Here is a 24,359-nt window from a genome sequence, read left to right as displayed (position 1 = left end):
GCAGCAGACTGGACGGTCCGGGACCCGGTTTGGGGAATGTCCCTGTTGACGCTTTCCGCCCGGGCGTAGCTTGTAGGAATGGCTAGCAGCTCCGTTACGGGGACAGACGGCCCCGCATCCGATGCACTACTCAAACTGGGCAGGTTCTTCACGCGCTGGGACGAGACGGCCGATGGCCGTGCGGTCTTCCGTGAGGGCGGCCGGAAGGGTGACGCCTTCTACCGGAACCGGTGGAGCCACGACAAGGTGGTGCGGTCCACGCACGGGGTGAACTGCACGGGATCGTGCTCCTGGAAGGTCTACGTCAAGGACGGGATCATCACGTGGGAGGCACAGGAAACCGACTATCCCACGGTTGGCCCGGACCGCCCGGAGTATGAACCCCGCGGCTGCCCCCGCGGAGCCGCCTTTTCCTGGTATACCTACTCGCCCACCCGGGTCCGTTACCCCTATATCCGCGGGGTGCTGCTGGATCTCTACCGGGAAGCCAAACGCGGAGCGGGCGGAGACCCGGTGCTGGCGTGGGAATCCCTGGTCGCGGATCCGGAGAAACGGCGGACCTGGCAGCAGGCGCGCGGTAAGGGCGGCCTGGTGCGCTCCAGCTGGCAGGAAGCCCTGGAAATGACGGCTGCCGCGCACGTCTCCACGATCAAGAACTACGGGCCGGACCACTGCACCGGCTTCTCCCCGATCCCGGCCATGTCCATGGTGTCCCACGCGGCCGGTGCCCGGTTTATCAACCTGGTTGGTGGGGTGATGAACAGTTTCTATGACTGGTACGCGGACCTGCCGGTGGCCAGCCCGCAGGTGTTCGGGGACCAAACGGATGTCCCGGAATCCGGGGACTGGTGGGACGCCACCTACCTGATGATGTGGGGTTCGAACATCCCGGTCACCCGCACGCCGGACGCGCATTGGATGGTGGAGGGCCGCTACCGGGGGACGAAGGTGGTCTCGGTCAGCCCCGACTATGCGGACAACACCAAGTTCGCCGATGAGTGGCTGCCTGCCCAGGCCGGTTCCGATGCCGCGCTGGCCATGGCCATGGGGCACGTGATCCTCAAGGAGAACTTCGTGGACCGGCGGGTTCCGTTCTTCGAGGATTACGTAGTGCAGTACACCGACCTCCCGTTTTTGGTGACCCTGGTGGACGGACCGGGCGGCACCACAGTCCCGGGCAAGTTCCTCAACGCAGCGGACCTTGACCCGGCCACGGAGGCAGCGGACGCGGCGTTCAAGACGGTGCTCCTGGACCGGGACACCGGCCAGCCGGTGGTTCCCAACGGTTCGCTGGGCTTCCGCTACAACGACGATGACGCGGGCAAGTGGAACCTGGACCTGCAGGGCGTGCGCCCGGCCCTGTCCCTGGCCGACGCCGCTTCCTGGGCCCGGGAGACCGGCACCGTGGACCTGCCCGTCTTCGAGGATCCCTCCGGCACCGGCAGCGTGGTCCACCGCGGTGTGCCGGTGATGGAAGTGGCCGGGAAGCGGGTCACCACGGTCTTCGACCTGATGCTGGCCCAGTACGGGGTGGGCCGGGACGGCCTGCCGGGGGACTGGGCCGCCGGTTACGACGACGCCGGCACCGCCTACACTCCGGCCTGGCAGGAGGAGCTGACCTCGATCAAGCCGTCGGCGGTGATCCGCACGGCCCGGGAATTCGCGGCCAACGCGGAAAAGTCCAAGGGCCGGTCGATGATCATCCTCGGCGCCGGGATCTGCCAGTGGTACCACGGGGACGTGACCTACCGGTCGATCCTCGCCATGCTGATGCTCACCGGCTGCGAGGGCCGCAACGGCGGCGGCTGGGCGCACTACGTCGGCCAGGAAAAATGCCGGCCCATCACCGGCTGGGCCACCATGGCCTCCGCCGGGGATTGGAACCGGCCGCCGCGGTTCATGATCGGCACGGCGTTCTGGTACATGCATACGGACCAGTTCCGCTCCGACGGCTATTCCGCCGACGCGATCCAGTCGCCGCTGGCCGAGGGGCACCTGCGCGGAATGCACTCCGCGGACGTGGTGGCCAAGTCCACCCGGATGGGCTGGATGCCGTTCTTTCCGCAGTTCGACGCTAAAAACTCCCTGGACGTCGCCGACGAAGCCGCTGCCGGCGTCGCCCGCGGCGAGGCCCGGACCGAAGCCCGCTGGGTGGCGGACCGGCTCAAGGAAGGCAGCATGCGCTTCGCGGTGGAGGACGTTGATGCGCCGGAGAACTGGCCGCGGACCCTGGTGCTGTGGCGGTCCAACCTGCTCGGATCCTCCGCGAAGGGGGAGGAGTACTTCCAGAAGCATCTGCTGGGCACATTGAACAACGTGATGGGCGAAGACCACAGTGACTCCCGGCCCAAGGACGTGGTGTGGAGGGAAAACGCACCGCAGGGGAAGCTGGACCTGCTGGTCTCCGCGGACTTCCGGATGACCAGCTCCACCCTGCTCTCCGACGTCGTGTTCCCTGCCGCCACCTGGTACGAAAAGTACGATCTCTCTTCCACCGACATGCACCCCTACGTGCATGCGTTCACCCCGGCGATCTCGCCGCCCTGGGAGGCGAAGTCGGACTTTGAGTTGTTCCGGCTGCTCGCCGAGGAACTCTCCCGCCAGGCCGGAAAGCACCTCGGCGTCCGCACGGACGTGGTGGCCACCGCGCTGACCCACGACACTCCCGGCGAAATCGCCCAGCCCGGCGGGCACGCCCCGGACTGGAAAGGCACTGACATCCCGGCGATACCCGGGAAGAACATGCCATCCTTCGCCTTTGTGGAACGGGACTACACCGCGATTGGCGAGAAGTTCGTGGCCCTGGGCCCGCTGGCCGACAAGCTGGGACTGACCACCAAATACGTCAAGTTCGACGTGACGAAGCAGGTGCGGCAGCTCGCAGCCAAACACGGGGTCTTCGACTCCGGAGCGGCACGCGGGCGGCCCGCCATCGACACCGATTCCAGGATGGCCGAGGCCATCCTGCTGTTCTCCGGGACCACCAACGGCGAACTGGCCGTCCAGGGTTTCAAGACCCTGGAGAAACGCACCGGCACGCGGCTGGCGGACCTCGCCGAGGGCATGGAAGAGAAACTGATTACTTTCCGCGACACCCAGGACCGGCCGACGCCGGTGATCACCTCCCCGGAGTGGTCCGGTTCCGAGTCGGGCGGCCGGCGCTACGCCCCCTTCACCATCAACATCGAGCGGCTCAAGCCCTTCCACACGTTGACCGGGCGGATGCACTTCTTCCTGGACCACGACTGGATCCGGGACATGGGGGAGGCCCTGCCGATTTTCCGCCCGCCGCTGGACATGCACCGGCTGTTCGGGGAACCCCAGCTCGGCACCCGGGGCGAACTGTCCGTGGCCGTGCGCTACCTGACCCCGCACAACAAATGGTCCATCCACTCCGAATACCAGGACAACCTGTTTATGCTCTCGCTGTCCCGCGGCGGAACCGCCGTGTGGATGAGTCCGCAGGACGCGGCCCTGATCGAAGTGGCGGATAACGACTGGGTGGAATGCGTGAACACCAACGGCGTGCTGGTGGGCCGGGCGATCGTCAGCAGCCGGATGCCCGCCGGCGTCGTCTACGTCCACCACGCCCAGGAGCGGATCATCGATACCCCCAAGTCGGAGGCCACCGGCCGCCGGGGCGGCATCCATAACTCGGTCACCCGGATCCTGGTGAAACCCACCCACATGATCGGCGGATACGCCCAGCTCTCATGGGCCTTTAACTATCTCGGTCCTACCGGGAACCAGCGGGACATCGTTTCGGTGGTCCGCAAGCGCTCGCAGGAGGTGAGCTACTGATGAGGATCATGGCCCAGGTGGCGATGGTAATGGCGCTGGACAAGTGCATCGGCTGCCACACCTGTTCGGTGACCTGCAAGCAGGCGTGGACCAACCGCGCCGGCACCGAATACGTGTGGTTCAACAACGTGGAAACCCGTCCGGGCCAGGGCTACCCCCGGCGTTACGAAGACCAGGAGAAGTGGAAGGGCGGGTGGGAGCTCAATAGCCGAGGAAACCTGAAACTGAAGTCCGGCGGCCGCATGGCGAAGCTGATGGGACTTTTTGCCAGCCCGGTCCAGCCTGAACTCAACGACTATTACGAGCCCTGGACCTACGACTACGAGAACCTGATCCAGGCCCCCGCGGGCAAGGATTTCCCGGTTGCCCGGCCCAAGTCCCTGATCACCGGGGACAACATGAAGATCGAATGGTCCGCCAACTGGGATGACAGCCTGGGCGGGGCACCGGAGCTCGCGCAGCGGGACCCCATAGTGGAGAAGCTGCGCCGGGATGCCGAGGACAAGGTCAAGTTCGAATTCGACCAGACGTTTATGTTCTACCTGCCGCGGATCTGCGAGCACTGCCTGAACCCGTCCTGCATGGCCTCCTGCCCGTCCGGGGCAATCTACAAGCGCGAGGAAGACGGCATTGTGCTGGTGGACCAGGACAGGTGCCGCGGCTGGCGGCAGTGCGTCACCGGCTGCCCGTACAAGAAAATCTACTTCAATCACCGCTCCGGCAAGGCGGAGAAGTGCACGTTCTGCTATCCCCGCATCGAGGTGGGCATCCCCACCGTGTGCGCGGAAACCTGCGTGGGCCGGCTGCGGTACATCGGCATCTTCCTGTACGACGCCGACCGGGTCACCGAGGCGGCGGCCACCCCCAATGAACAGGACCTGTACGAAGCCCAGCTGGACCTGATGATGGATCCGAACGATCCCGAGGTCATTGCCGCGGCCCGGGCTGAAGGGATTCCGGAGGACTGGCTGGACGCTGCCCGTCGGTCCCCGGTGTACGCCCTGGCCAAGGAACTGCGGGTGGCATTGCCGCTGCACCCGGAATACCGGACCATGCCCATGGTTTGGTATGTGCCGCCGCTCTCCCCGATCGTTGACGTCCTGAAGGAAACGGGACACGACGGCGAGGATGCCGGCAACCTGTTCGGCGCGATCGATTCGCTGCGGATTCCGGTGGAGTACCTCGCCGAGCTGTTCACGGCGGGGGACGCGGATCTGGTCACCTCGGTACTGCGGAAGCTCGCCGCGATGCGCGCTTACATGCGTAACATCACCCTGGGCGACCCACCGGATGAGTCGATCGCCGAGAGCGCGGGGATGACCGGGGAAGCGATCGTGCGGATGTACCGGCTGATGGCCGTGGCGAAGTACGAGGAACGCTACGTGATTCCGAATGCGCACCTTGAGGATGCACACAACCTGGAGGAAATCGGCTGTTCCCTGGATACGGAGGGCGGCCCGGGCATGGGACAGACCGGAGTGTTCGGGGAAGCCTCCGGCCGCCCGATGCCGGTGGCGGTGGAGAACTTCAACGCCCTGGAAGCCCGCCAGCGCGGTGATGACCCGGCCGGGAACCGGGACATGACCGGACGGGTGAACCTGCTGAACTGGGACGGCCGCGGATCCCCGCAGGGACTGTTCCCGCCGGACCAGGGCGACGGAGGCGAACGGACATGAGCCTGCTGGAGAAACTGCTGGGCAAACCCGGCAAGGGCACCTTGGCTCCGGAGGCCTACGCGGACAGGTCTCCGCGGCGCAGCGCCGTGATCCGGCAGGCGGCTGCGCTGCTGCTGGAGTATCCCGACGAAGAGCTGGTGGCAGCCCTGCCGACCCTGCGGGAAAGCCTGGCCGAAGTCGGGGCGGCGGATTCCGGTATGCAGGAATTCCTGGACTGGTTCACCGACCGGCCGCTGCCCCAGGTGCAGGCGGACTACGTCCAGGAATTCGACCTTTCCAAACGTCACAGCCTCCACCTGACCTACTGGACGGACGGTGACACCCGCCGCCGCGGTGAAGCGCTGGCGGCGTTCAAAGAGATCTACCGGGAGCACGGGATGCTGCCCGAGGGAACGGAGCTCCCCGACTACCTGCCCCTGGTGCTGGAGTTCGCTGCGAAGGTCTCCGCCAAGGACGGCTATGAACTGCTGCAGCGTTACCGGCCGTCGCTGGAACTGCTGCGCCTGGCTCTGAAGGACGCTGACCTGCCCTATCAGCATGTGCTGGCCATGGTCTGCTCCACCCTGCCCGGGGTTTCACCCGAGGACGCCCAGGCCGTGATGCGCACGGCCGGCTACGGACCGCCCACCGAGACCGTGGGGCTGGAGCCCTACAGTTCGCGGCTGCTGCCCTTGACGGAGAGGAAAACACCATGAGCTCCGTAATTGCCGGGTTACCCCTGGAAAAGCCTCCGCCGGAAAATGTGGAGGTCACCCTCGGGGACGTGATGCTCTGGGGTGTCCTGCCCTACGTGGTGATAGCTGTCCTTGTCCTCGGCTCCGTGTGGCGGTACCGGTACGACCAGTTCGGCTGGACCACCCGCTCCTCCCAGCTGTACGAGGCCCGCATCCTGCGGATCGCCTCTCCGCTGTTCCACTTCGGGATCCTGGCGGTCATCGTCGGGCACGTCGTCGGGCTGCTCATCCCCCGGTCCTGGACCGAGGGGGTGGGGATCTCGGACAGCGCCTACCATGCCATGGCCCTGAGTATCGGGATCATCGCGGGCATCGGCACCCTGGTGGGCATCGTGCTGCTCATCTACCGCCGGCGGACCACCGGACCGGTGTTTATGGCCACCACCAAGAACGACAAACTGATGTACGTGGTGCTGCTCGGAGCTCTGCTGGCCGGCCTCGCCACCACTATGATCTCGGTCTTCGACGAGAACGTCACCGCCTACCGGGAGACGGTCTCCCCGTGGTTCCGTTCGATCTTCATTTTCCAGCCCGATATTGTCGCGATGACCGCGGCGAGCCTGTCCTTCAAGATCCACACCCTCTGGGGCCTGGCACTGTTCGCCATTTGGCCTTTCACCCGGCTGGTGCATGCCTTCACCGCGCCCCTGCATTATCTCTTCCGTCCTTACATCGTTTACCGCTCACGCGGGAAGCGGCCGGTTCCCGGAGCCCAGCCGGCGCGTCCCGGGTGGGCGCCGGTGGGCACCCCGGACCGGGACCGCCGGGGTCTTCCCCGGCAGTGAGGAACCACAGATAGGAAAGCCATGGCAGCGTCATCCGCTCCCTCCGCTGCACCGGATCTGAAGTCCGGGCAGCTGCTGAACCTCATCACCGCCACAACGGCCTCGACCGTCGGCTTCTGGGCCTGGACCATCATCGGACCGCTCTCTGCCCGCTACACGGCGGAAATGGACCTCACCCCCACCCAGGCATCTGTCCTGGTGGCGATGCCCATCCTTGTCGGATCCATCGCTCGGATCCCGGTCGGCGCCTGGACTGACCGTTACGGCGGGCGGCGGATGTTCACCATCGTCCTGGGCGTCACGGCACCGCTGGTCCTGTTGACGGCCGTGGCCGGAGAAACGGGCAGCTACGCGCTGATCGTCGTCGTCGCGTTCTTCCTGGGCATAGCGGGTACGGTCTTTGCGATCGGTATACCGTTCTGCTCGGCCTGGTATGACCGCACGCGCAAAGGCTTCGCCACCGGCATTTTCGGAGCCGGGATGGTCGGCACCGCGGTCTCGGCGTTCTTCACACCGCGGCTGGTCGCCGGGGTGGGCTACTTCAATACCCACCTCATCATCGCCGGCATCGTGGCCGCCATGGCAGTGGTGTGCTGGCTGGTGCTGCGCGAATCCCCTGCGTGGAGCCGGCCGACGGAACCTATCCTGCCGAAGATCCGGCATGCCTTCACCCTCAAGGTGACGTGGCAGCTCTGCTTCCTTTACGGCGTGGTCTTCGGCGCGTTCGTGGCGTTCTCCAACTACCTGCCGACGTATCTGGGCAATGTCTACGACTACGATGCGACGGCTGCCGGAACCCGGACGGCCGGCTTCGCTGTCGCCGCGGTGATCGCCCGGCCGATCGGCGGAACCATCGCGGACAAGCTCGGGCCGAAGATCGTCACGCTCACCTCCTTGGCCGGAACCGTGGTCCTGGCCATGGTGGTGGCGTTCCAGCCCGGCCAGGAACGCGTCTACGGAACGGCTTTCCTGCTGATGGCCCTGTTCCTCGGCTTCGGCACCGGCGGGGTCTTCGCCTGGGTAGGACGGGCGGCACCGGTGAAGGAGGTGGGCACGGTGGGCGGCATCATCGCGGCAGCAGGCGGCCTGGGCGGTTACTTCCCGCCGCTGGTCATGGGCGCAACGTACGACGCCGAGCGTTCCAGCTACTTCGTGGGCCTGACCCTGCTGGCGGTCTTCGCCGCCCTGGCACTGCTGCTGACCTTCACAGTGCGCAACGGCGGAAAAACCGATGAGCGGGCCCGCTCCGAGACCTAGCCCCTTGGCCCCGTGGCGGCCGCGGGTAGAGTCGGACGAATGGGTGCTGTTGAACTAATCCTCATCCGCCACGGTGAAAGCGCGGGCAATGTCGCTGCCACTCACGCGCAGCTCACCGGGGCGGAGGTAATCGACGTCGACCTGCGGGACCCGGACGTACCGCTCAGCGAAGCCGGGGTGCAGCAGGCCCAGGCACTGGGGAAATGGCTGGCCGGACTGCCGCCGGAGGAGCGGCCGGAATCTGTCTGGTGCTCGCCGTATCTCCGCGCGCGGCAGACCGCCGATTTGGCCGGGCTGGCGCCGTACCGGGTCGATGAACGCCTGCGCGACCGGGAACTGGGGATCCTGGACCTGCTCACTTCCGCCGGCGTAGCCGCCCGCTATCCGCTCGAAGCGCAGCGGAAGCAGTGGCTGGGTAAATTCGCCTACCGTCCGCCGGGAGGGGAGTCCTGGGCCGACGTCGCCCTGAGGCTGCGCTCGCTGCTGCGCGATCTCGATGACGCCGACGACGGGCGGCGGGTGGCAGTGATCTGCCACGACGCCGTAATCCTGCTGCTGCGCTACGTCTGCGAGGGCCTGCTGGAAGCGGAGCTGCTGGGCATCGCGGCGGCCAGCAGTGTCCGGAACGGATCACTCACCCGGCTGGTCCGGCCCACCGGTGCCGGAAGCTGGGAGGCTGCGGCCTTCAACGTTGTGGACCACTTGGCCGGTGCGGGCGCACCGGTCACCGAACACGCAGGAGATGACGATGTCCACCCGCGGTGAACTGATCACGCCCGCGCTGCTGCGCACGTGGCAGGTTTCCCGGGACGCCCAGGGTAAGGACGACCGCGGCACAGTCCTGGTTATCGGCGGTGCCCGCCGCACGCCCGGGGCGGCGCTCCTGGCCGGCCGGACCGCGCTCCGCGTCGGGGCGGGCCGCCTGACTCTGGCGGTGGCTGAGTCAGCGGCCGTCGCCTCCGCCGTCGCGCTGCCGGAAAGCGGCGCCGTCGGCCTCCCGGAGAGTGGCGGCCGGATCGATGGCGCAGCGGCCCCGGCCGTGCTGGCGGCTGACCTGGCCGCTGCCGACGTGGTGTTGCTGGGTCCCGGGCTGGACAATGCCGGGGACACCGCCGAACTGCTGCGGGGGCTCGTTCCGGAAATTCCCCGGGACGCCGCTGTGGTGCTGGACGCCTACGCGCTCGGGGTGTTCCGGGACCTGACCGGGATTCATGAGCCGCTGTCCGGACGGCTTGTCCTGACCCCCAACCGTACGGAGGCAGCGCTGCTGCTCGGCCGGGAGGAAGTGGACGACGCCGCGGCCGCCGCAGCGGACATCGCACGGACCTACGGCGCCGTGGTTACAAGCCAGGGACGGATCACCGCGCCGGACGGGCGCGCCTGGGAGGTGCCCGCCGGGAATCCGGGCCTGGCGACCTCGGGCAGCGGCGATGTCCTCGCCGGGGCGGTGGCAGGGTTCCTGGCGCGCGGCGCTGCTCCGGATCAGGGCGCCTGCTGGGGAACCTACCTGCACGCCTCGGCCGGTGACCGGCTGTCCTCGTCGAAGGGTCCGCTCAGCTTCCTGGCCAGCGAACTGCTTGAGGCGATGCCGCAGATTATGGCCGAACTGACCGTGTGATTCCCTGGAGGTCCCGCTCCGGCGGGCGGGTGATGCCTGCCGGATGCGGGACCGATACTGTGGTTTGATGGCAACCCCCGAATTCCCGGCCCGTCCCGCAGACCGGCGCCGTGCGGTCCTGCAGGAGCCTCCGCTGAACTACCGGTTCACCCGGGCGGACGGTGTGGCGCTGGCGTTCTACGCCGGGGCGCTGCTGCTGCTGAGCCTGACGCCGGCGGCGCTCGCGGTGACCGCGTTTGTGCCGGATCCGTTGACGGCGTCCTACGCGGTGAACTTCACCTTCTACCTCATCGCGGGCATCCTGGCGTTCACGGCAGCCCGTGCCTACGTAGTGCGGGAAACCCGCATCCTTGCCACCCGGCCCTGGCTCACCCTCGGCGTTATACCGCTCGCAGTGATCGCGATGCTGGTCGCCACCATGGTCCTGGTGCTGTTCACCGGCCCGCCGCAGACGGCGGTGAACCAGGAGGCGGCCCAGGGTTTACTGGTCTCCATGTCCCCCTGGGTGATCGTTCCGTTGTTCGTGGTGCTGGCACCGTTTGTGGAGGAGTACATCTTCCGGCACCTGCTGATCGGCAAGCTGTCCCGGCGGTGGAATCTCTGGGTGTGCTGCCTGCTCTCGCTCCTGCTGTTTTCCGGAATCCACGTTGTCCAGGAAACCGAATTCTCCCTGGCAGTCCTGACCCCGTACCTGGCCATGGGTGCGGTCCTGGTGGGCGTATACGTCTGGGCCGGGAACAACTTCATGCTCTCCTACGCCGTGCATGCCGCCAAGAACCTGCTTGCCGTGGTGATCACCTACGCCGTGCCGGTGGAGCTGCTGCAGCAGTAGTGTCCTGACCGGCCCGTTGGGTACGTCACCCAACGCCGTGCCTCAGCGCAGCTCCGACACAATGACCGCCGATGTGCCCGGGCTTTGGGCATCGAAGACGTGCGGGGCGTCGCCTCGGTAGACCAGATAATCGCCCGGGTGCAGACGAACGGCAGCCTCCTCCGGGCCGACGTCGGCGGATCCGGTGACCAGGACAACGTGCTCCACGGTGCCTGGCTGGTGCGGTGCGGACCGGTGGGCCTCCCCGGGTTCTGCCCGCACCAGATAGATATCCCGGCGGGCGCCGGGCGGGCAGGCGGAAAGCAGGGACGCACTGTAGTTCGCACCGGCGGCCGGAACGTCCTGGACGCTGCCGGCGCGGACCAGCACGGGTCCGTCCGGACCGGGGTCGACCAGAGTGGAGAACGGTATTCCCAGGGCATCGCTGAGTGCCCACAGAGTCTCAACGGTCGGATTGCCCGCTCCCGCTTCCAGCTGGGAGAGGTTTCCCTTCGAAACACCTGCCCGCCGGGCCAACTCGGCTGCGCTCCAGCCATGGTGAAGCCGCTCCCTGCGGACTGCTTCACTGATGCGCTGTCGAAGTTCGGGATCTGTCATTCGTTCACTATACGAAACTGGGTTGACGAACCGGCCTCACGCGTTCAATATATCGAACATGAGTTCATTCAAGATGGGGGTTTCGGCGCAGAATGTCCTGGAAGTGGTCTCGATCGCGGCCGCCGTGATGCTTATTGGTGTCTCCTACGGTGCCCTCGCCGTCCAGGCGGGTTTTCCGGCATGGCTGACGCTCGCACTGGCGGTCACCGTGTTGGCTGCCTCGGCCGAGCTGTTGTTCGTGGGCGGCCTGCTGGCGGAGGCCGCACCCCTGGCCGCCGCATTGGGGGCAGTGCTGGTCAACCTGCGCAACGGAGTGTACGGATTGGCTGCCTCCCGGTTCCTCGAGCCGGGGTGGACGCGCCTGGCGGGTGCCCACCTGGTAAATGATGAGACGGTGGCCTATGCCTCGCGGGCGGCTGGTCCGGCAGCGCAGCGGAAGGCTTTCTGGGGGCTCGGCGGGGCGGTCCTGTGCGCCTGGCCGCTGGGTACCGGCCTGGGGACGGTTCTTGGGCAGGTGGTCACCGACCCAGCCATGCTGGGACTGGATGCCGTTTTTCCCACCGTCCTGCTGGTCATGCTGCTCGGGAAGCTGCGGGACCGGCGGACAGCGCTGACGGTAACCGGCGGGGCAGTGATCGCCGCCGCGGCGGCGCCGTTGGTTCCCGGTGGCGTGGCGCCCATGCTGGCCCTGACAGCCCTGGCCCTCATGCTCCCCGTGCAGGGGGCGTCATAATGGACGCTGAACTGCTGGTTGCCTGTGTGGTGCTGGCTGGCGCCACCTACCTGGTGCGGCTGGCCGGGGTGACCATGGGGCAGCAGGATAACTTCCCTGAGTCTGCCGACCGGACGGTTGATGCAGCCATCGCGGTGCTGCTGGCCGCCGTCGCCGCCACGTCAACCCTGTACGACGGCCAGCAGCTCGCTGATTGGCCCAGGATGGCCGGCGTACTCGCGGGCGCGCTGGCAGCGGTGCTCCGGCTGCCGCTGATTGCAGTTCTCCTGGCGGCGGGAGGCACTGCGGGAGCACTGCGGCTGCTCAGCTGATGCAGAATTCGTTGCCCTCCGGATCTGCCATCGTGTACCAGGCATGCGGACCCTCATAGGCCTCCCAGAGGAACTTCGCACCCCGCGCCTCGAGGTCCGCGCGGATAGCGTCCCTGTCAGCTCCGGCCAGCCGGATGTCCAGGTGGATCCGGTCCTTGACGGTTTTCGGTTCCGGAACCGGCTGGAACAGGATGCGCATGGGTGTCACAGGCGAAGCGTCCGGAACCGGCTGCAGGATGGCGGAACCACCGCGCCACATCCGGACACCGTTGTGCTCGATCAGGTCAGCCGGGGAGGCATAGCCTTTTGCGAGCATGTCATCTATGAAGCCCTGGTTGGTTTCCTCCACTGGCCAGCCAAGGGTTGTGGCCCACCAGTCAGCCTGGGCGTGGGCGTTTTCGCAGTCGATGCAGATCTGGATGTCGTAGGCCATGGCCTAAACCTAGGGCACGCTGAAGTCCGGGTGGGCGGCGTTCAGGACGATTTGTGTCCGCATGAAGATAATTCAGTTGTGCCGGACCGGACGGCACCGGGATAGAGGGGAAAACATGCTGGAGTTCCACGATGACGTAATGCTGCGCCTAATGGGCAGGCAGCCGAACTGGATCGCTCCCGCGGTCATTCCCGCCGGGCTGGATCCCCTGGTGCGGTGGCCGGACCTTTTCGAGGGCCTCTCGGCGCGGCAGGTAAGGGCTGTCCGGGAAGCCTGCTCAGCAATCTGGCAGGCAGGCTGGACTGCCCCCAGCCGGACGGATGTCGCTGACCTGACCGCGGAACTCCGGCAGGACTGACCTGGCTTCGCACCGGACCCGGGTACGTTACCCAAACTATCCGGAGGATCCGTCACTGTTTGACCGTCCCGGCCCTGTCTGCAATTGTTTATAGAACGTTTGGTCGGTAAATCCGGCAGCCGCGGGCAGCGAAGCCCGGCGGCAGACTGGCAACTCTTTGGGAGCAGACATGGCTGAGGCTTTTCTCGTAGGCGGAGTTCGGACCCCGGTGGGCCGCTACGGGGGCGCGCTCTCCAGCGTCCGCCCGGACGACCTCGCGGCCCTGACGCTGCAGGAACTGGTGGCCCGCGAAGGCCTGGATCCCGCCGTCGTTGACGAAGTCATCCTCGGCAACGCCAACGGTGCCGGCGAAGAGAACCGCAACGTCGCCCGCATGGCCGCGCTGCTCGCAGGGTTCCCGGACACCGTCCCCGGCATCACCGTGAACCGGCTCTGCGCTTCGGGGCTGTCTGCCATCATCATGGCTTCGCACATGATCAAGGCCGGCGCCGCGGACATTGTCATTGCCGGCGGCACCGAGTCCATGAGCCGCGCGCCGTGGGTCACCGAAAAACCCACCAAGGCCTTCGCCAAACCCGGCGACACCTTCGACACCTCGATCGGCTGGCGCTTCGCCAACGAACGCTTCGCCTCCGGGGATCTCTCCCGCGATGGCAAGATGACCTACTCAATGCCGGAAACCGCGGAGGAACTGGCCGCCACGGACAGCATCTCCCGGGAAGACGCCGATGCGTTCGCCGTCCGCTCACACGAAAAGGCGCTGGCCGCCATCGCTGCGGGACGCTTTAAGGACGAAATCGTCCCGGTCACGGTTCCGGGCCGCAAGGGCGACACCGTCGTGGACACCGACGAAGGCCCCCGCGAGGGCACCACCCTGGAGGTCCTCGGCAAGCTGCGCCCGGTGGTCAAGCCCGGCGGAATTGTCACCGCCGGCAACGCCAGCTCCCTGAACGACGGCGCCTCCGCGATCATCGTTGCCTCCGAGCGCGCCATCAAGGAGTACGGGCTCACCGCCCGCGCCCGGATTGTCGACGGCGCCTCCGCCGGTGTGCCGCCGGAAATCATGGGCATCGGCCCGGTTCCGGCGACGCAGAAGGTGCTGCAGCGCAGCGGCGTCCGCCTCGATCAGATCGGCGCCGTCGAACTCAACGAAGCCTTCGCCACCCAGTCCCTGGCCTGCATCCGCCGCCTGGGCCTGGATGAGGGAATCGTGAACAACGACGGCGGCGCGATCGCCCTGGGCCACCCGCTGGGCTCCTCCGGCTCACGCATCGCCATCACCTTGCTGGGCCGCATGGAACGCGAAGGCGCTTCCCGCGGCATTGCGACCATGTGCGTGGGCGTTGGGCAGGGAACCGCGATGCTGATTGAGGCGCTCTAAATGGCGGGCTTCGAGCACTTCACCACGCTGCAGGTCACCGTTGGCGGGGACCGGATTTCCGCCGTCCTCAACCGGCCCGAGGTCCGCAATGCCATTGACCAGGCCATGGTCGATGAGCTGCACGAACTCTGCGCAGCGCTGGAAAGCGACCCGAAGATCCTGATCCTCTCCGGCACCAACGGCGTTTTTGCCTCCGGTGCGGACATCGCCCAGCTGCGCGAACGCCGCCGGGAAGACGCCCTGCGCGGCATCAACTCCTCGATCTTCCACCGGATCGCCAAACTGCCCATGCCGGTCATCGCCGCGCTGGACGGCTATGCGCTGGGCGGGGGAGCGGAGCTGGCCTTCGCCGCCGACTTCCGCCTCGCCACGCCGTCGGTGAAGATCGGCAATCCGGAAACATCGCTGGGCATCATGGCCGCCGCTGGTGCCACCTGGCGGCTGAAGGAACTCGTTGGGGAGCCGCTGGCCAAGGAGATTCTCCTGGCGGGCCGGATCCTGAACGCTGAGGAAGCTCTGGCAGCCCGCCTGGTCACAGAAGTCCATGACGCAGGGAACCTGCTGGACGCAGCGAACGCCCTGGCCGACCGCATTGCCAAACAGGACCCCCTGGCCGTGCGCATCACCAAATCCGTGTTCCATGCCCCCGCTGAGGCGCACCCGGTGATCGACACCCTCGCCCAGGGCATCCTCTTTGAATCCGAGGCGAAGTTCGACCGCATGCAGGCTTTCCTGGAAAGGAAGAAAAACAAATGACAGTTCCTCCCAAGGTCGGTGTCCTCGGCGGTGGCCGCATGGGCGCAGGCATTGCCCACGCCTTCTGCACGGCCGGCGCCGCCGTCGTTGTGGTGGAACGTGACGACGCCGCCGCCCAGGCAGCCTACGAACGCGTGGCCGGGAATCTGGCCAGGAGTGTCGAGCGCGGCACTGCGTCTGAACCGCTGGAGGCCCTCACCACGCGGCTGAGCGTGTCCACCGACTACGCCGACTTCGCCGGATCCGGTTTGGTGGTCGAAGCGGTGCCGGAGGACTTCAGCCTGAAGGCGACGGCGCTGGTGGCGGTCGAGGAACAGCTGGACCACGATGCCTGGCTGGCATCCAACACCTCCTCGCTCTCCGTCTCCGAACTGGCGGAGAAACTGCAGCGCCCGGACCGGTTCTGCGGCCTGCACTTCTTCAACCCGGTTCCGGCATCGACCCTGATCGAGGTGGTGCTCGGTAAACGAACCTCCGCGGAACTGGCCGCTGAAGCCCGCACATGGGTTGCCGACCTGGGCAAAACACCCGTGGTCGTCAACGATGCCCCCGGCTTCGCCAGCTCGCGGCTGGGCGTGGCGATCGCCCTGGAAGCCATGCGGATGGTCGAGGAAGGCGTGGCCTCGGCGGAGGACATCGACGCCGCCATGGTGCTGGGCTACAAGCATCCGACCGGTCCGCTGAAGACCACCGACATTGTGGGCCTGGATGTCCGGCTCGGCATCGCCGAGTACCTGGCCTCCACCCTTGGTCCGCGCTTCGAGCCGCCGCAGATCCTGCGGGACAAGGTGGCCCGCGGCGAGCTCGGCCGGAAGTCCGGCAAGGGCTTTTTCGACTGGAGCTGACCCGGCGCTGAGCTCATGAGGGGCAGCCCATCCTGCCTTGCCGGCGCAGCACCGCCAGCTGTGGGCACGGTTCCGCCCACCCCCTACGCTGGAGCCATGGACAGCGGCAGCAACCGAGCAGTGGACTGGGAAGGTGCAGTGAACGCCCGGGACCTCGGAGGCATCCCCGTGGCCGGTGGCGGAAGCATTCAGCCGGGCCGGATTTACCGGATGGGACGGTCCGAATGGCTCACTGCCCGTGGCTGGCAGCAGGCATACGACGCCGGTGTCCGCACCGTGGTGGACCTGCGGAACGAGGGCGAAATCGGCCGGCGGGACACCGATCCGGCAGTGCCGCCGTCGGCCGTCCAGCACATAGCGGTGCTGAACCGGCCCACCCAGGAAGCCGCTGATCCCGAGTTCACCGTGCTCACCGGACCATATATGAACTCACCGCGCTTTTACCTGGACAACCTTGCGCGCTGGCCGGAGAAATTCGCTGCGATAGCCCGGACTATCGCCGAAGCCCCTGCCGGCGGCGTCGTGATTCACTGCTCCGCCGGACGGGACCGCACGGGGCTGGTCACCTTGCTCCTGCTGCAGCTCGCAGGTGCGGCACCGGAGGCGATCGCCGCGGACTATGCGGCTGCCTTCGCCGGAATCAATGAGTGGCACCGGCTCCAGAAGCAGCCGCGGGAGCGTCCGCTGGATGACCACGGACTTGCCGGGCGCAGCGCTGCCGCACAGCAGGAACTTCTGGCCGTGGCCGGGAGCCTGGACAGCTGGAATTTCCTGCTCCGGGCTGGGGCGGACAGGCAGACGCTGGATCGGCTTCGGGCACGGCTGCTGGATAAAGCCTGCTGACGCGCTGCCGGGGAGCCGCTACGGGCGTGAAGCCGGTTGCGGGACGGAATGCGGGACCTCAGCCGGGACTGTGTTCTCCGGGCACCGGTGCGCGCGCTCCGTGGCGGCCAAGCAGAAAAAAGAGCTGCCGGCGGGGCCGTTGAAGCCGCCGGGGACCAGCAGGATGGAGTGCAGCGCGCACCACTGTGGATTTCCGGCAGCGGAGGCCAGGGCCAGCGCCACCCGGGCCGTGTCCTGGTGCCACATCAGCTGCTGGGTGCCGTCAATTACCAGGGCTACAACGTCCAGCCCGGGGTCGGCATGGACTTCCACGTCGACCCAGTCGTCGTAGCCGCCCAGGGGACCGGACGGGGCCGGCGCGTGCTCCGGGCGCACGGAAGCGATACTGCGGATGGGGGAGTCACTGGAATAAGCCACAGTGTTTGTCCTTCGGAGGAGTTGTCCTTGCCCGCTCCGGCTGGAGGCGGACCGCTTCGTCATCCGAACCACCCGCCGAACAATGGGGTTGGTGTGAGGCCAGTCGGAGCTTTTCCGTTACCCGGGGTCCCGGGCCTGGGAGGCCACATCTCGTGAAGCACTGCAAACACTAGCGCAACCGGCCCCCGGGGCGGAAGCCCCGTTAGCCGCCAGGCCATGTAGATGTAAAGGCATATATGGTGGAGGTGGCGGGTAAACTCCGCCGCACCGATTCAAAGAAGAAGGCATTATGCGTGCAGTTGTATTTGAGAAGTGGCAGACATTCCCGTCCCTGACAGAGGTCGAAAAGCCGAAGCCGGGCCCGGGCGAGGTCCTGCTGAAGGTGGCAGGCGCCGGTGCCTGCCACTCCGACGTCGCACTCTACAAGGACTTCGCCGAAGGCGCGCCGGGCTCGATTCCGCCCGCCTTCATCCTGGGCCATGAAAACTCCGGCTGGGTCGAAGAGCTCGGCGAAGGCGTCAGTGGCGTGGAGATCGGCGGCGCCTACCTGGTCTACGGCCCGGTGGGCTGCGGGCACTGCAAGGCCTGCTCCCGCGGGCAGGACACCTACTGCGAGAACGCCGCCGAGATGCCCTACCTGGGCATGGGGCTGGGCCGCGACGGCGGCATGGCCGAATACCTGGTGGTCCCGGTCCGGAACCTGGTCCCGCTGGGTGACGCCGATCCCGTCGCCGCGGCGCCGCTTTCCGACGCGGCACTGACGCCGTACCACGCCATCAAGAACTCGCTGCCGAACCTGGCCGGGGGCGGCAAATACGCCCTGGTGATCGGCCTTGGCGGGCTGGGCCAGATGGCCGTGCAGATCCTCAAGGCGCTCACCGGCGCCACCGTGATCGCCACCGATATGAAGGAAGAGGCCATGCAGAAGGCCGAAGCTGCCGGGGCCATCGTGGTTCCCGGCGGTGAGGGCCAGGTGGAACGCATCCGGGAGATCACCGGCGGCCGCGGTGTGGATGCCGCGTTCGACTTCGTCGGGGTGGGTCCGACCATCAAGACCGCGGCCGCTTCGATGGCCCCGCAGTCGCGGTTTACCGTTGTTGGCATTGCCGGCGGATCGTACGAGTGGAGCTTCTTCACCACGCCGTACGAGTCCACCATGACCAACACCTACTGGGGCACCATCGAGGACCTGCACGAAGTGGTGGCCATGTACCGCGCCGGGCAGATCAAGCCGGAAGTTGAGCTCTACAGCATGGACAACGCGCTGGAGGCTTACCGGAAGCTGGAGGCGGGGGAGCTCAGCGGCCGCGCCGTCGTTGTTCCGCACATGAAGTAACACTTCCCAACCACAGTTCGACGGCGGTGCCCGCGTATGGCGGGCACCGCCGTCGTGCTTTGGGCCCTCGTGCGGCTGGCGCTAACTCCTGCCGCGGCAGCCGCCGTGCCATGAGGGCAGATCGACGTCGGCCGTGATCGCGGCCAGATAACCGTCCTGGTAACCGGTGGCGTTCGGGTGGAGGTCAAACGGCCCGCCGTCGAAGATGATCCACGGATCGGCCGACCCCACGCCGTGTCCGGCGAACTCGTCCACCACGTCCACAAAGGTCGAGCCCCGGCCCAGCTGCGCGGCCAGGACCGCGTTGAGCTTATCGGTGCCTTCGTTGAAGAGGGCCTGGGCTGGAGGGCTCAGCGGCCCGGGTGCACCTTCCTCGAACAGGTGCGGATAGCCGGTCAGGACAAGCTCGGCCCGGGGTGCCAGCGAACGCAGCCGGGCCAGCGATACCTGCAGCTGGGCGGCGAGCGTGGTTTCGGCGTAGGCCTGCGCGGCCTCAAGCGCCGGGGCGCAGGTGGCCGGCAGCTCCGGACCGGCGCAGGCCGCAACCACGTCGCCGAACCGGACATCGTTACCGCCAATCGTCAACGTGACCAGATCGGTGCCGCGGCCGATCAGCCCGCCGGCCGCCAGCGCCTCGATCTGTTCCGGCAGGTCCACCGGGCCCTCGGGGGGTCCCGGAGGAGTGCTGAGCGCCGTCGCACCGGCACAGGACTGGTTCGACACCAGTGCGACGCCGTCGAGCCCGTCCAGCAGTGCCGGATATCCCTCCGCCGTCCGGCCGCACGCATCCAGCAGCGCACCCCCGCCGTAGCCTGCGGCATAGGAGTCGCCTAGCGCGGCGTAGTCGAAACTGCGGTCCCGACCGTGATTCTGCCCGTGATCCCGGCCCTGGTTCCGGCCTTGATGCCACCCCCGGTGTGTGCCCTTGCCGTGCCCGCTGCTGTGCCAGGCGTGGTGACCGGCGTTGGGCCCTTTACCCTGGACAGCTCCAGGCCCCGCGGCGGACGCCGGGGCGGCAATCCCGCCGGCAACCAATCCGCTTCCCACGGCCAGCAGCAGTGCTGCCCGGCTCCAGCCGCTCATCCGGTTCCGGCGCATCACGGGACTCCTTCATCAGGGGACGGGGAGCACTCAAGCTAACGCCCGGACACCCGATGCGGAACGCGCAACCGCCAAAACGCCGCCCGGCAGGGCAAACCCGATTCCGGGGCGCCCCGTGGTGGTGTGCTCCAGCGCACTCTCATGTAGGCTGGATTTATTACCGACCGTCCGGTCAGTTATCCATGGGTGCGCCCCGCCGGGATGCCCCGCTGGTTCACCCCGGACCGGACAACGAACGTCCAGAATCGAAAGGGTCCGTCAAAGATGACCTCAACCGCCATAGACGTGCAAGTCGTCCCCAGCTTCGTCCAGGACGAATGGTGGACCCCGGAGCGCGGCAGCCTCGCCGCCGCGAACCCGGCCGAAGTCCGCGATGCCAGCACCGGCGAACTCCTGGCCCTGGTCAGCACCGACGGACTGGACCTGGCCGCCGCGGTCGAGCATGGACGGACCGTGGGCCACCGCGGCCTGGCCGGACTCACCTTCCACCAGCGCGCACTGAAGCTCAAGGAACTGGCGCAGTACCTCAACGGCCGCCGCCCGGAACTCTACGAAATCAGCGCCCGCACCGGCGCCACCAAAATCGACTCCCTCGTGGACATCGACGGCGGCATCGGCGTGCTCTTTACCTTCGGGTCCAAGGGCCGCCGCGAACTGCCGAACGCCACCGTGGTCATCGACGGCACTGCGGAAGTCCTCTCCAAGGACGGCTCCTTCATCGGCGAACACATCTACACGTCCATTCCCGGCGTCGCCGTGCAGATCAACGCGTTCAACTTCCCCGTCTGGGGCATGCTGGAGAAGTTCGCCCCCGCTTTCCTGGCCGGTGTGCCGACGATCGTCAAGCCCGCCACCCCCACCGGGTACCTCACCGAAGCCGCCGTGCGCATGATGATCGAATCCGGCATCCTGCCCGCCGGGTCCCTGCAGCTGATCTCCGGTTCCGCCCGGGACCTGCTGGACCACCTGGACTACCGGGACATGGTCTCCTTCACCGGATCGGCGTCGACCGCCAACAAACTGAAGAACCATCCCAACGTCATCGAAGGCGGGGTGCGCTTCACCAGTGAAACCGACTCCCTGAACGCCTCGATCCTGGGACCCGACGCCGTTCCGGGCACCCCGGAGTTCGACGCCTTCGTGAAGTCCCTCGTCACCGAAATGACGGTTAAGGCCGGCCAGAAGTGCACCAGCATCCGCCGCGCGATCGTGCCAAACGCCCTGGTGGACGACGTCGTTGCTGCCGCCGCCAAACGGATCGAAGAACGCGTTGTCCTGGGCGACCCGCGCGCTGAGGGCGTCACCATGGGCGCCCTGGCTTCCACCGAGCAGCGCGACGGCGTCCGGGAATCAGTGCAGGCACTGCTCGACGCCGGTGCCGCCATCGCTTACGGCAGCCTTGACGCTCCGGAAACTGTGCAGGCCGACGGATCCCGCGGCGTGGCCGAGGACGGTGCGTTTATGGCTCCGGTCCTGCTGACCTGGGAAAATTCCGAGGCGCAGGCGCTGCACTCGGTTGAAGCCTTCGGGCCCGTCGCCTCGGTGATCGGCTACGAGGACACTGACGACGCCGTCAGGCTGGCAGCGCTTGGCGGCGGCTCGCTCGTCGCCACGGTCTGCAGCAACGATCCGCAGACCGTCCGCGAACTGGTGACCGGCATCGCCGGCCACCACGGCCGCGTGCACGTGCTCAACCGTGAGGATGCGCGGTCATCGACCGGCCACGGCTCACCCGTGCCGCACCTGGTCCACGGCGGCCCGGGACGCGCCGGCGGCGGCGAGGAACTGGGCGGCATCCGCGCAGTTAAGCACCACATGCAGCGCACCGCCATCCAGGGCTCGCCCAACATGCTGACGGCCATCACCGGCGTCTGGCACACCGGAGCAGACCGGAACTTCGATGAAACCCATCCGTTCCGCAAGGACCTGGCCACGCTGAAGGTCGGCGACGCCATGGCCTCGGAACTGCGTGAGGTCACGCTCGAGGACATTACGGCTTTCGCGAACAGCACCGGTGACACCTTCTACGCCCACACCAACCAGGAAGCTGCCGAGGCGAACCCGTTCTTCCCCGGCATCGTGGCCCACGGTTACCTGCTGCTGTCCTGGGGTGCCGGGCTGTTCGTCGAACCGGCGCCGGGACCTGTGCTGGCGAACTACGGCCTGGAGAATCTGCGGTTCATCACTCCGGTGGCCGCGGGTGATTCGATCCGGGTCACGCTGACCGCCAAGCGCATCACCCCGCGGGAAACGGATGAGTACGGCGAGGTGGCGTGGGACGCCGTCCTGCATAACCAGAACAACGAGATCGTGGCGACCTACGACGTCCTGACCCTCGTGGAGAAGGAACGCGCCTAGCTTTCCGGAGATACAGTAAAGCCCGCCTGGGAAGTCAGGCGGGCTTTACTGCGTCACAAAGTAGTCCCTGAGGCGGGAACGTCCAGCGGCGGAGGGGTTTGGTCAGGCCTTTTTATGGAGGCCGTCGAACACCATGGAAATAACGTCGTCGGCGAGTTTGTCCGCGCCGATCGGCCCGCCGGGCTTGTACCATTCCACGATCGAGTTAATGGTGCCGAACAGCAGCCGGGTGGTGGTGCGCGGGTCAATATCGCCGCGCAGGGAACCCTCGGACCGCGCTGCGTCGACCAGCTGGGCTACCCGGTGATCGAATTCGCGGCGCCGGGCCAGGGCATCCCGCTCAATGTCGGTGTTGCCGCGCAGGCGCAGCAGGAGTGTCACGAACGGCAGGCGGTCCGTCAGGACCCGGATGGTTCCGCGCAGGACGAATTCCAGCCGCGCATCGGCAGGTCCGGTGGAAGCCCGCGGATCATCCAGGACACCTTCCAATCCGCCCAGCGCATTGTCCAGGGCCAAGCGCAGCAGGTCGCCCTTCGAAGGCACATGGTGGTAGATGGCGGACTTCGTGATGCCCAGGTTCTCCGCGAGGATGCCCATGGAGGTTGCCTCGTAGCCGTGGCGGTTAAAGACGTCGACGGCGATGTTCAGCACGGTCTGCTGGTCATAACCCGGCCGGCCCCGGCGGGTGCCGTTGGCGGCAGCGGGCGGGGAAGCAGGGGAGGTCGGAGTCTTAGCCATCTGGATATTTTCCCATGAACGTTCGGTTGGCCGGACCAGGCCGGCCAACCGAAAGCGGAGTTAGGCCTGGGCTTCCGTCTTCTTGCGGAGATCGTAGATCCGGCGCAGTTTGCCGCTGGAACGGGCCAGGGAACCCGGCTCCACCACGTTGATGGTGCAGGAGGAGCCCACGTGGATCTTAATCTGGGATTTGAGTTCGGCTGCGGCTCGGAGGCAGTCCTCCGAGCTGGATTCCGTGCGGCGCTCGATCTTGACCGTGAGCTCGTCCATGCGGTCCGGCCGGGTGATTTCCAGCTGGAAGTGCGGGCTCAGGGCGGGAATGCGCAGGGCGATTTCCTCGATCTGGCTGGGGAACAGGTTCACGCCGCGCAGGATGATCATGTCATCGTTGCGTCCGGTGATCCGGCCCATCCGCCGCATGCCCGGACGGGCCGTGCCCGGCAGCAGCCGGGTGAGGTCGTGGGTGCGGTAGCGGATGATCGGCAGGGCTTCCTTGGTGAGCGAGGTGAAGACCAGCTCGCCGTGTTCACCGTCTTCCAGGACGCGGGTGTCATCAAACGGGTCGATGATCTCGGGGCGGAAATGATCCTCCCAGATGTGCGCACCGTCCTTGGTCTCGACGCATTCGCCGGCCACACCCGGGCCCATCACCTCGGACAGGCCGTAGATGTCGCACGCATCGAGGTCCAGCAGGACTTCGAGTTCGTGGCGCATTTCCTCGGTCCAGGGCTCGGCGCCCAGCACGGCGTTCTTCAGCGACGTGGAACGCGGATCGATGCCGGCCTTCTTCATGGCATCGGCAATCGTCAGCAGGTAGGTCGGAGTGCAGAGGATGGTATCCGGCTCGAAGTCCTGGATCATCTGGATCTGCCGCTCGGTCTGGCCGCCGGACATCGGAATCACCGTGCAGCCCAGCTTCTCGGCACCGAAATGCGCGCCCAGACCACCGGTGAACAAGCCGTAGCCGTACGCATTGTGCACCTTGTAGTTCGACTTCACGCCGGAGGCGCGCAGCGACCGGGCCACCAGGGTTCCCCAGCGGTCAAGGTCGCCCTTGGTGTAGCCAACAACCGTTGGCCGGCCGGTGGTGCCGGAGGACGCATGAATCCGGGCCACCTGCTCCATGGGGACGGCAAACATCCCGAACGGATAGCTCTGCCGCAGGTCTTCCTTGGTGGTGAACGGGAACTTGGCGAGGTCCGCCAGCTCCTTGAGATCGTCCGGGTGGACACCGGCGTCGTCGAACTTCTTCGTGTACAGCGGTACCCGCTCATAGGCGTACCGCACCGTTTCCTGCAGGCGGGTCAGCTGGAGGGCTTCGATTTCCGCCCGGCTCATCAGCTCCTCGGGATCGAGGGTGGCGGGGTCGGCTGCGGTGGCCTTGATGGTGGAGACGGTATTCATGCGCTGGAAACCTTCGGGGAGGGGGTGGTGGGGCTGATTCTGCAG

General features: G+C 66.9%; 23 protein-coding genes and 1 riboswitch. Of the genes, 17 read left to right on the top strand and 6 right to left on the bottom strand.

Annotation, left to right across the window (positions count from 1 at the left end; translation table 11 throughout):
• Window positions 1-78: 78 nt before the first annotated feature.
• The 8 genes from H9638_RS11780 (at window position 79) to H9638_RS11745 (ending at window position 10,703) form a co-directional block, all read left to right on the top strand.
• Window positions 79-3,801, top strand: a complete 3,723-nt coding sequence (locus tag H9638_RS11780; RefSeq protein ID WP_191747541.1) for a nitrate reductase subunit alpha — start codon at window positions 79-81, stop codon at window positions 3,799-3,801.
• On the top strand, window positions 3,801-5,477 hold the full coding sequence (narH, locus tag H9638_RS11775) for a nitrate reductase subunit beta (protein ID WP_191747539.1): 1,677 nt from the start codon (window positions 3,801-3,803) through the stop codon (window positions 5,475-5,477). Before H9638_RS11780 ends, narH begins: the two co-directional genes overlap by 1 nt.
• Entirely contained in the window at window positions 5,474-6,172 is a 699-nt protein-coding gene (narJ, locus tag H9638_RS11770) for a nitrate reductase molybdenum cofactor assembly chaperone (RefSeq protein WP_191747537.1), read from the top strand. Before narH ends, narJ begins: the two co-directional genes overlap by 4 nt.
• Window positions 6,169-6,996 (top strand): respiratory nitrate reductase subunit gamma, encoded by an 828-nt coding sequence (narI, locus tag H9638_RS11765; protein WP_191747536.1) that lies wholly within the window; start codon window positions 6,169-6,171, stop codon window positions 6,994-6,996. The genes narJ and narI overlap by 4 nt, the downstream gene beginning before the upstream one ends.
• 21 nt (window positions 6,997-7,017) lie before the next feature.
• The gene (locus H9638_RS11760) at window positions 7,018-8,253 is read left to right on the top strand and encodes a nitrate/nitrite transporter (RefSeq protein WP_191747534.1); all 1,236 of its coding nucleotides are present in this window, start codon (window positions 7,018-7,020) and stop codon (window positions 8,251-8,253) included.
• Between the two features lie 39 nt (window positions 8,254-8,292).
• Entirely contained in the window at window positions 8,293-9,018 is a 726-nt protein-coding gene (locus H9638_RS11755; RefSeq protein WP_191747532.1) for a histidine phosphatase family protein, read from the top strand.
• Complete coding sequence (locus H9638_RS11750; protein ID WP_318241861.1) at window positions 8,996-9,871, top strand: NAD(P)H-hydrate dehydratase; 876 nt, start codon at window positions 8,996-8,998, stop codon at window positions 9,869-9,871. Before H9638_RS11755 ends, H9638_RS11750 begins: the two co-directional genes overlap by 23 nt.
• A 67-nt stretch (window positions 9,872-9,938) precedes the next feature.
• Window positions 9,939-10,703: a CPBP family intramembrane glutamic endopeptidase gene (locus tag H9638_RS11745; protein WP_191747528.1), complete on the top strand. Its 765-nt coding sequence runs from the start codon at window positions 9,939-9,941 to the stop codon at window positions 10,701-10,703.
• 42 nt (window positions 10,704-10,745) lie between these two features.
• Here H9638_RS11745 and H9638_RS11740 read toward each other — a convergent pair whose 3' ends face one another.
• On the bottom strand, window positions 10,746-11,300 hold the full coding sequence (locus tag H9638_RS11740) for a helix-turn-helix domain-containing protein (RefSeq protein ID WP_191747526.1): 555 nt from the start codon (window positions 11,298-11,300) through the stop codon (window positions 10,746-10,748).
• 58 nt (window positions 11,301-11,358) lie between these two features.
• Between H9638_RS11740 and H9638_RS11735 the strand changes: the two genes are divergently transcribed.
• Window positions 11,359-12,033 (top strand): AzlC family ABC transporter permease, encoded by a 675-nt coding sequence (locus tag H9638_RS11735; protein WP_191747524.1) that lies wholly within the window; start codon window positions 11,359-11,361, stop codon window positions 12,031-12,033.
• Entirely contained in the window at window positions 12,033-12,344 is a 312-nt protein-coding gene (locus H9638_RS11730) for an AzlD domain-containing protein (protein ID WP_191747522.1), read from the top strand. Before H9638_RS11735 ends, H9638_RS11730 begins: the two co-directional genes overlap by 1 nt.
• Here the strand turns inward: H9638_RS11730 and H9638_RS11725 are convergent.
• Complete coding sequence (locus H9638_RS11725; RefSeq protein WP_191747520.1) at window positions 12,337-12,777, bottom strand: VOC family protein; 441 nt, start codon at window positions 12,775-12,777, stop codon at window positions 12,337-12,339. The genes H9638_RS11730 and H9638_RS11725 overlap by 8 nt on opposite strands.
• Before the next feature lie 115 nt (window positions 12,778-12,892).
• Here H9638_RS11725 and H9638_RS11720 point away from each other — a divergent pair, with 115 nt between their 5' ends.
• From H9638_RS11720 to H9638_RS11700, 5 genes are all read left to right on the top strand, one after another.
• Window positions 12,893-13,135, top strand: a complete 243-nt coding sequence (locus tag H9638_RS11720) for a hypothetical protein (RefSeq protein WP_191747518.1) — start codon at window positions 12,893-12,895, stop codon at window positions 13,133-13,135.
• Between the two features lie 169 nt (window positions 13,136-13,304).
• Window positions 13,305-14,516: a thiolase family protein gene (locus tag H9638_RS11715; protein WP_191747516.1), complete on the top strand. Its 1,212-nt coding sequence runs from the start codon at window positions 13,305-13,307 to the stop codon at window positions 14,514-14,516.
• Window positions 14,517-15,272 (top strand): enoyl-CoA hydratase/isomerase family protein, encoded by a 756-nt coding sequence (locus H9638_RS11710; protein ID WP_191747514.1) that lies wholly within the window; start codon window positions 14,517-14,519, stop codon window positions 15,270-15,272. It abuts the gene before it with no gap.
• Window positions 15,269-16,117: a 3-hydroxyacyl-CoA dehydrogenase family protein gene (locus tag H9638_RS11705; RefSeq protein WP_191747512.1), complete on the top strand. Its 849-nt coding sequence runs from the start codon at window positions 15,269-15,271 to the stop codon at window positions 16,115-16,117. Before H9638_RS11710 ends, H9638_RS11705 begins: the two co-directional genes overlap by 4 nt.
• Before the next feature lie 96 nt (window positions 16,118-16,213).
• Window positions 16,214-16,960, top strand: coding sequence for a tyrosine-protein phosphatase (locus H9638_RS11700; RefSeq protein ID WP_191747510.1), 747 nt, complete (start codon window positions 16,214-16,216; stop codon window positions 16,958-16,960).
• A gap of 18 nt (window positions 16,961-16,978) precedes the next feature.
• Here the strand turns inward: H9638_RS11700 and H9638_RS11695 are convergent, their stop codons facing one another.
• Complete coding sequence (locus H9638_RS11695) at window positions 16,979-17,377, bottom strand: hypothetical protein (protein ID WP_191747508.1); 399 nt, start codon at window positions 17,375-17,377, stop codon at window positions 16,979-16,981.
• Between the two features lie 18 nt (window positions 17,378-17,395).
• A riboswitch (SAM riboswitch) is annotated at window positions 17,396-17,535 on the bottom strand.
• Between the two features lie 131 nt (window positions 17,536-17,666).
• On the opposite strand from H9638_RS11695, the gene H9638_RS11690 reads away from it, so the two are divergent.
• The gene (locus H9638_RS11690) at window positions 17,667-18,713 is read left to right on the top strand and encodes an NAD(P)-dependent alcohol dehydrogenase (protein WP_191747506.1); all 1,047 of its coding nucleotides are present in this window, start codon (window positions 17,667-17,669) and stop codon (window positions 18,711-18,713) included.
• Window positions 18,714-18,794: 81 nt separating this feature from the next.
• Here H9638_RS11690 and H9638_RS11685 read toward each other — a convergent pair whose 3' ends face one another.
• Window positions 18,795-19,811 carry an SGNH/GDSL hydrolase family protein gene (locus H9638_RS11685; RefSeq protein WP_191747505.1) on the bottom strand — a complete coding sequence of 339 codons (1,017 nt, stop codon included), beginning with the start codon at window positions 19,809-19,811 and terminating at the stop codon, window positions 18,795-18,797.
• 267 nt (window positions 19,812-20,078) lie between these two features.
• Between H9638_RS11685 and paaZ the strand changes: the two genes are divergently transcribed.
• Window positions 20,079-22,172, top strand: coding sequence for a phenylacetic acid degradation bifunctional protein PaaZ (gene paaZ, locus H9638_RS11680; RefSeq protein ID WP_191747503.1), 2,094 nt, complete (start codon window positions 20,079-20,081; stop codon window positions 22,170-22,172).
• A gap of 102 nt (window positions 22,173-22,274) precedes the next feature.
• On the opposite strand, the gene H9638_RS11675 is transcribed toward paaZ, so the two are convergent.
• Both H9638_RS11675 and paaK read right to left on the bottom strand, forming a co-directional pair.
• The gene (locus tag H9638_RS11675; RefSeq protein ID WP_191747501.1) at window positions 22,275-22,910 is read right to left on the bottom strand and encodes a TetR/AcrR family transcriptional regulator; all 636 of its coding nucleotides are present in this window, start codon (window positions 22,908-22,910) and stop codon (window positions 22,275-22,277) included.
• A gap of 60 nt (window positions 22,911-22,970) precedes the next feature.
• The gene (gene paaK, locus H9638_RS11670) at window positions 22,971-24,314 is read right to left on the bottom strand and encodes a phenylacetate--CoA ligase PaaK (RefSeq protein ID WP_191747499.1); all 1,344 of its coding nucleotides are present in this window, start codon (window positions 24,312-24,314) and stop codon (window positions 22,971-22,973) included.
• Window positions 24,315-24,359: the final 45 nt, after the last annotated feature.

Source organism: Arthrobacter pullicola (assembly GCF_014836875.1).
Lineage (GTDB): Bacteria > Actinomycetota > Actinomycetes > Actinomycetales > Micrococcaceae > Arthrobacter_B > Arthrobacter_B pullicola.
The sequence above is the reverse complement of the archived record's forward strand: the minus strand, read 5'-3'. Positions and strand labels throughout refer to the sequence as shown.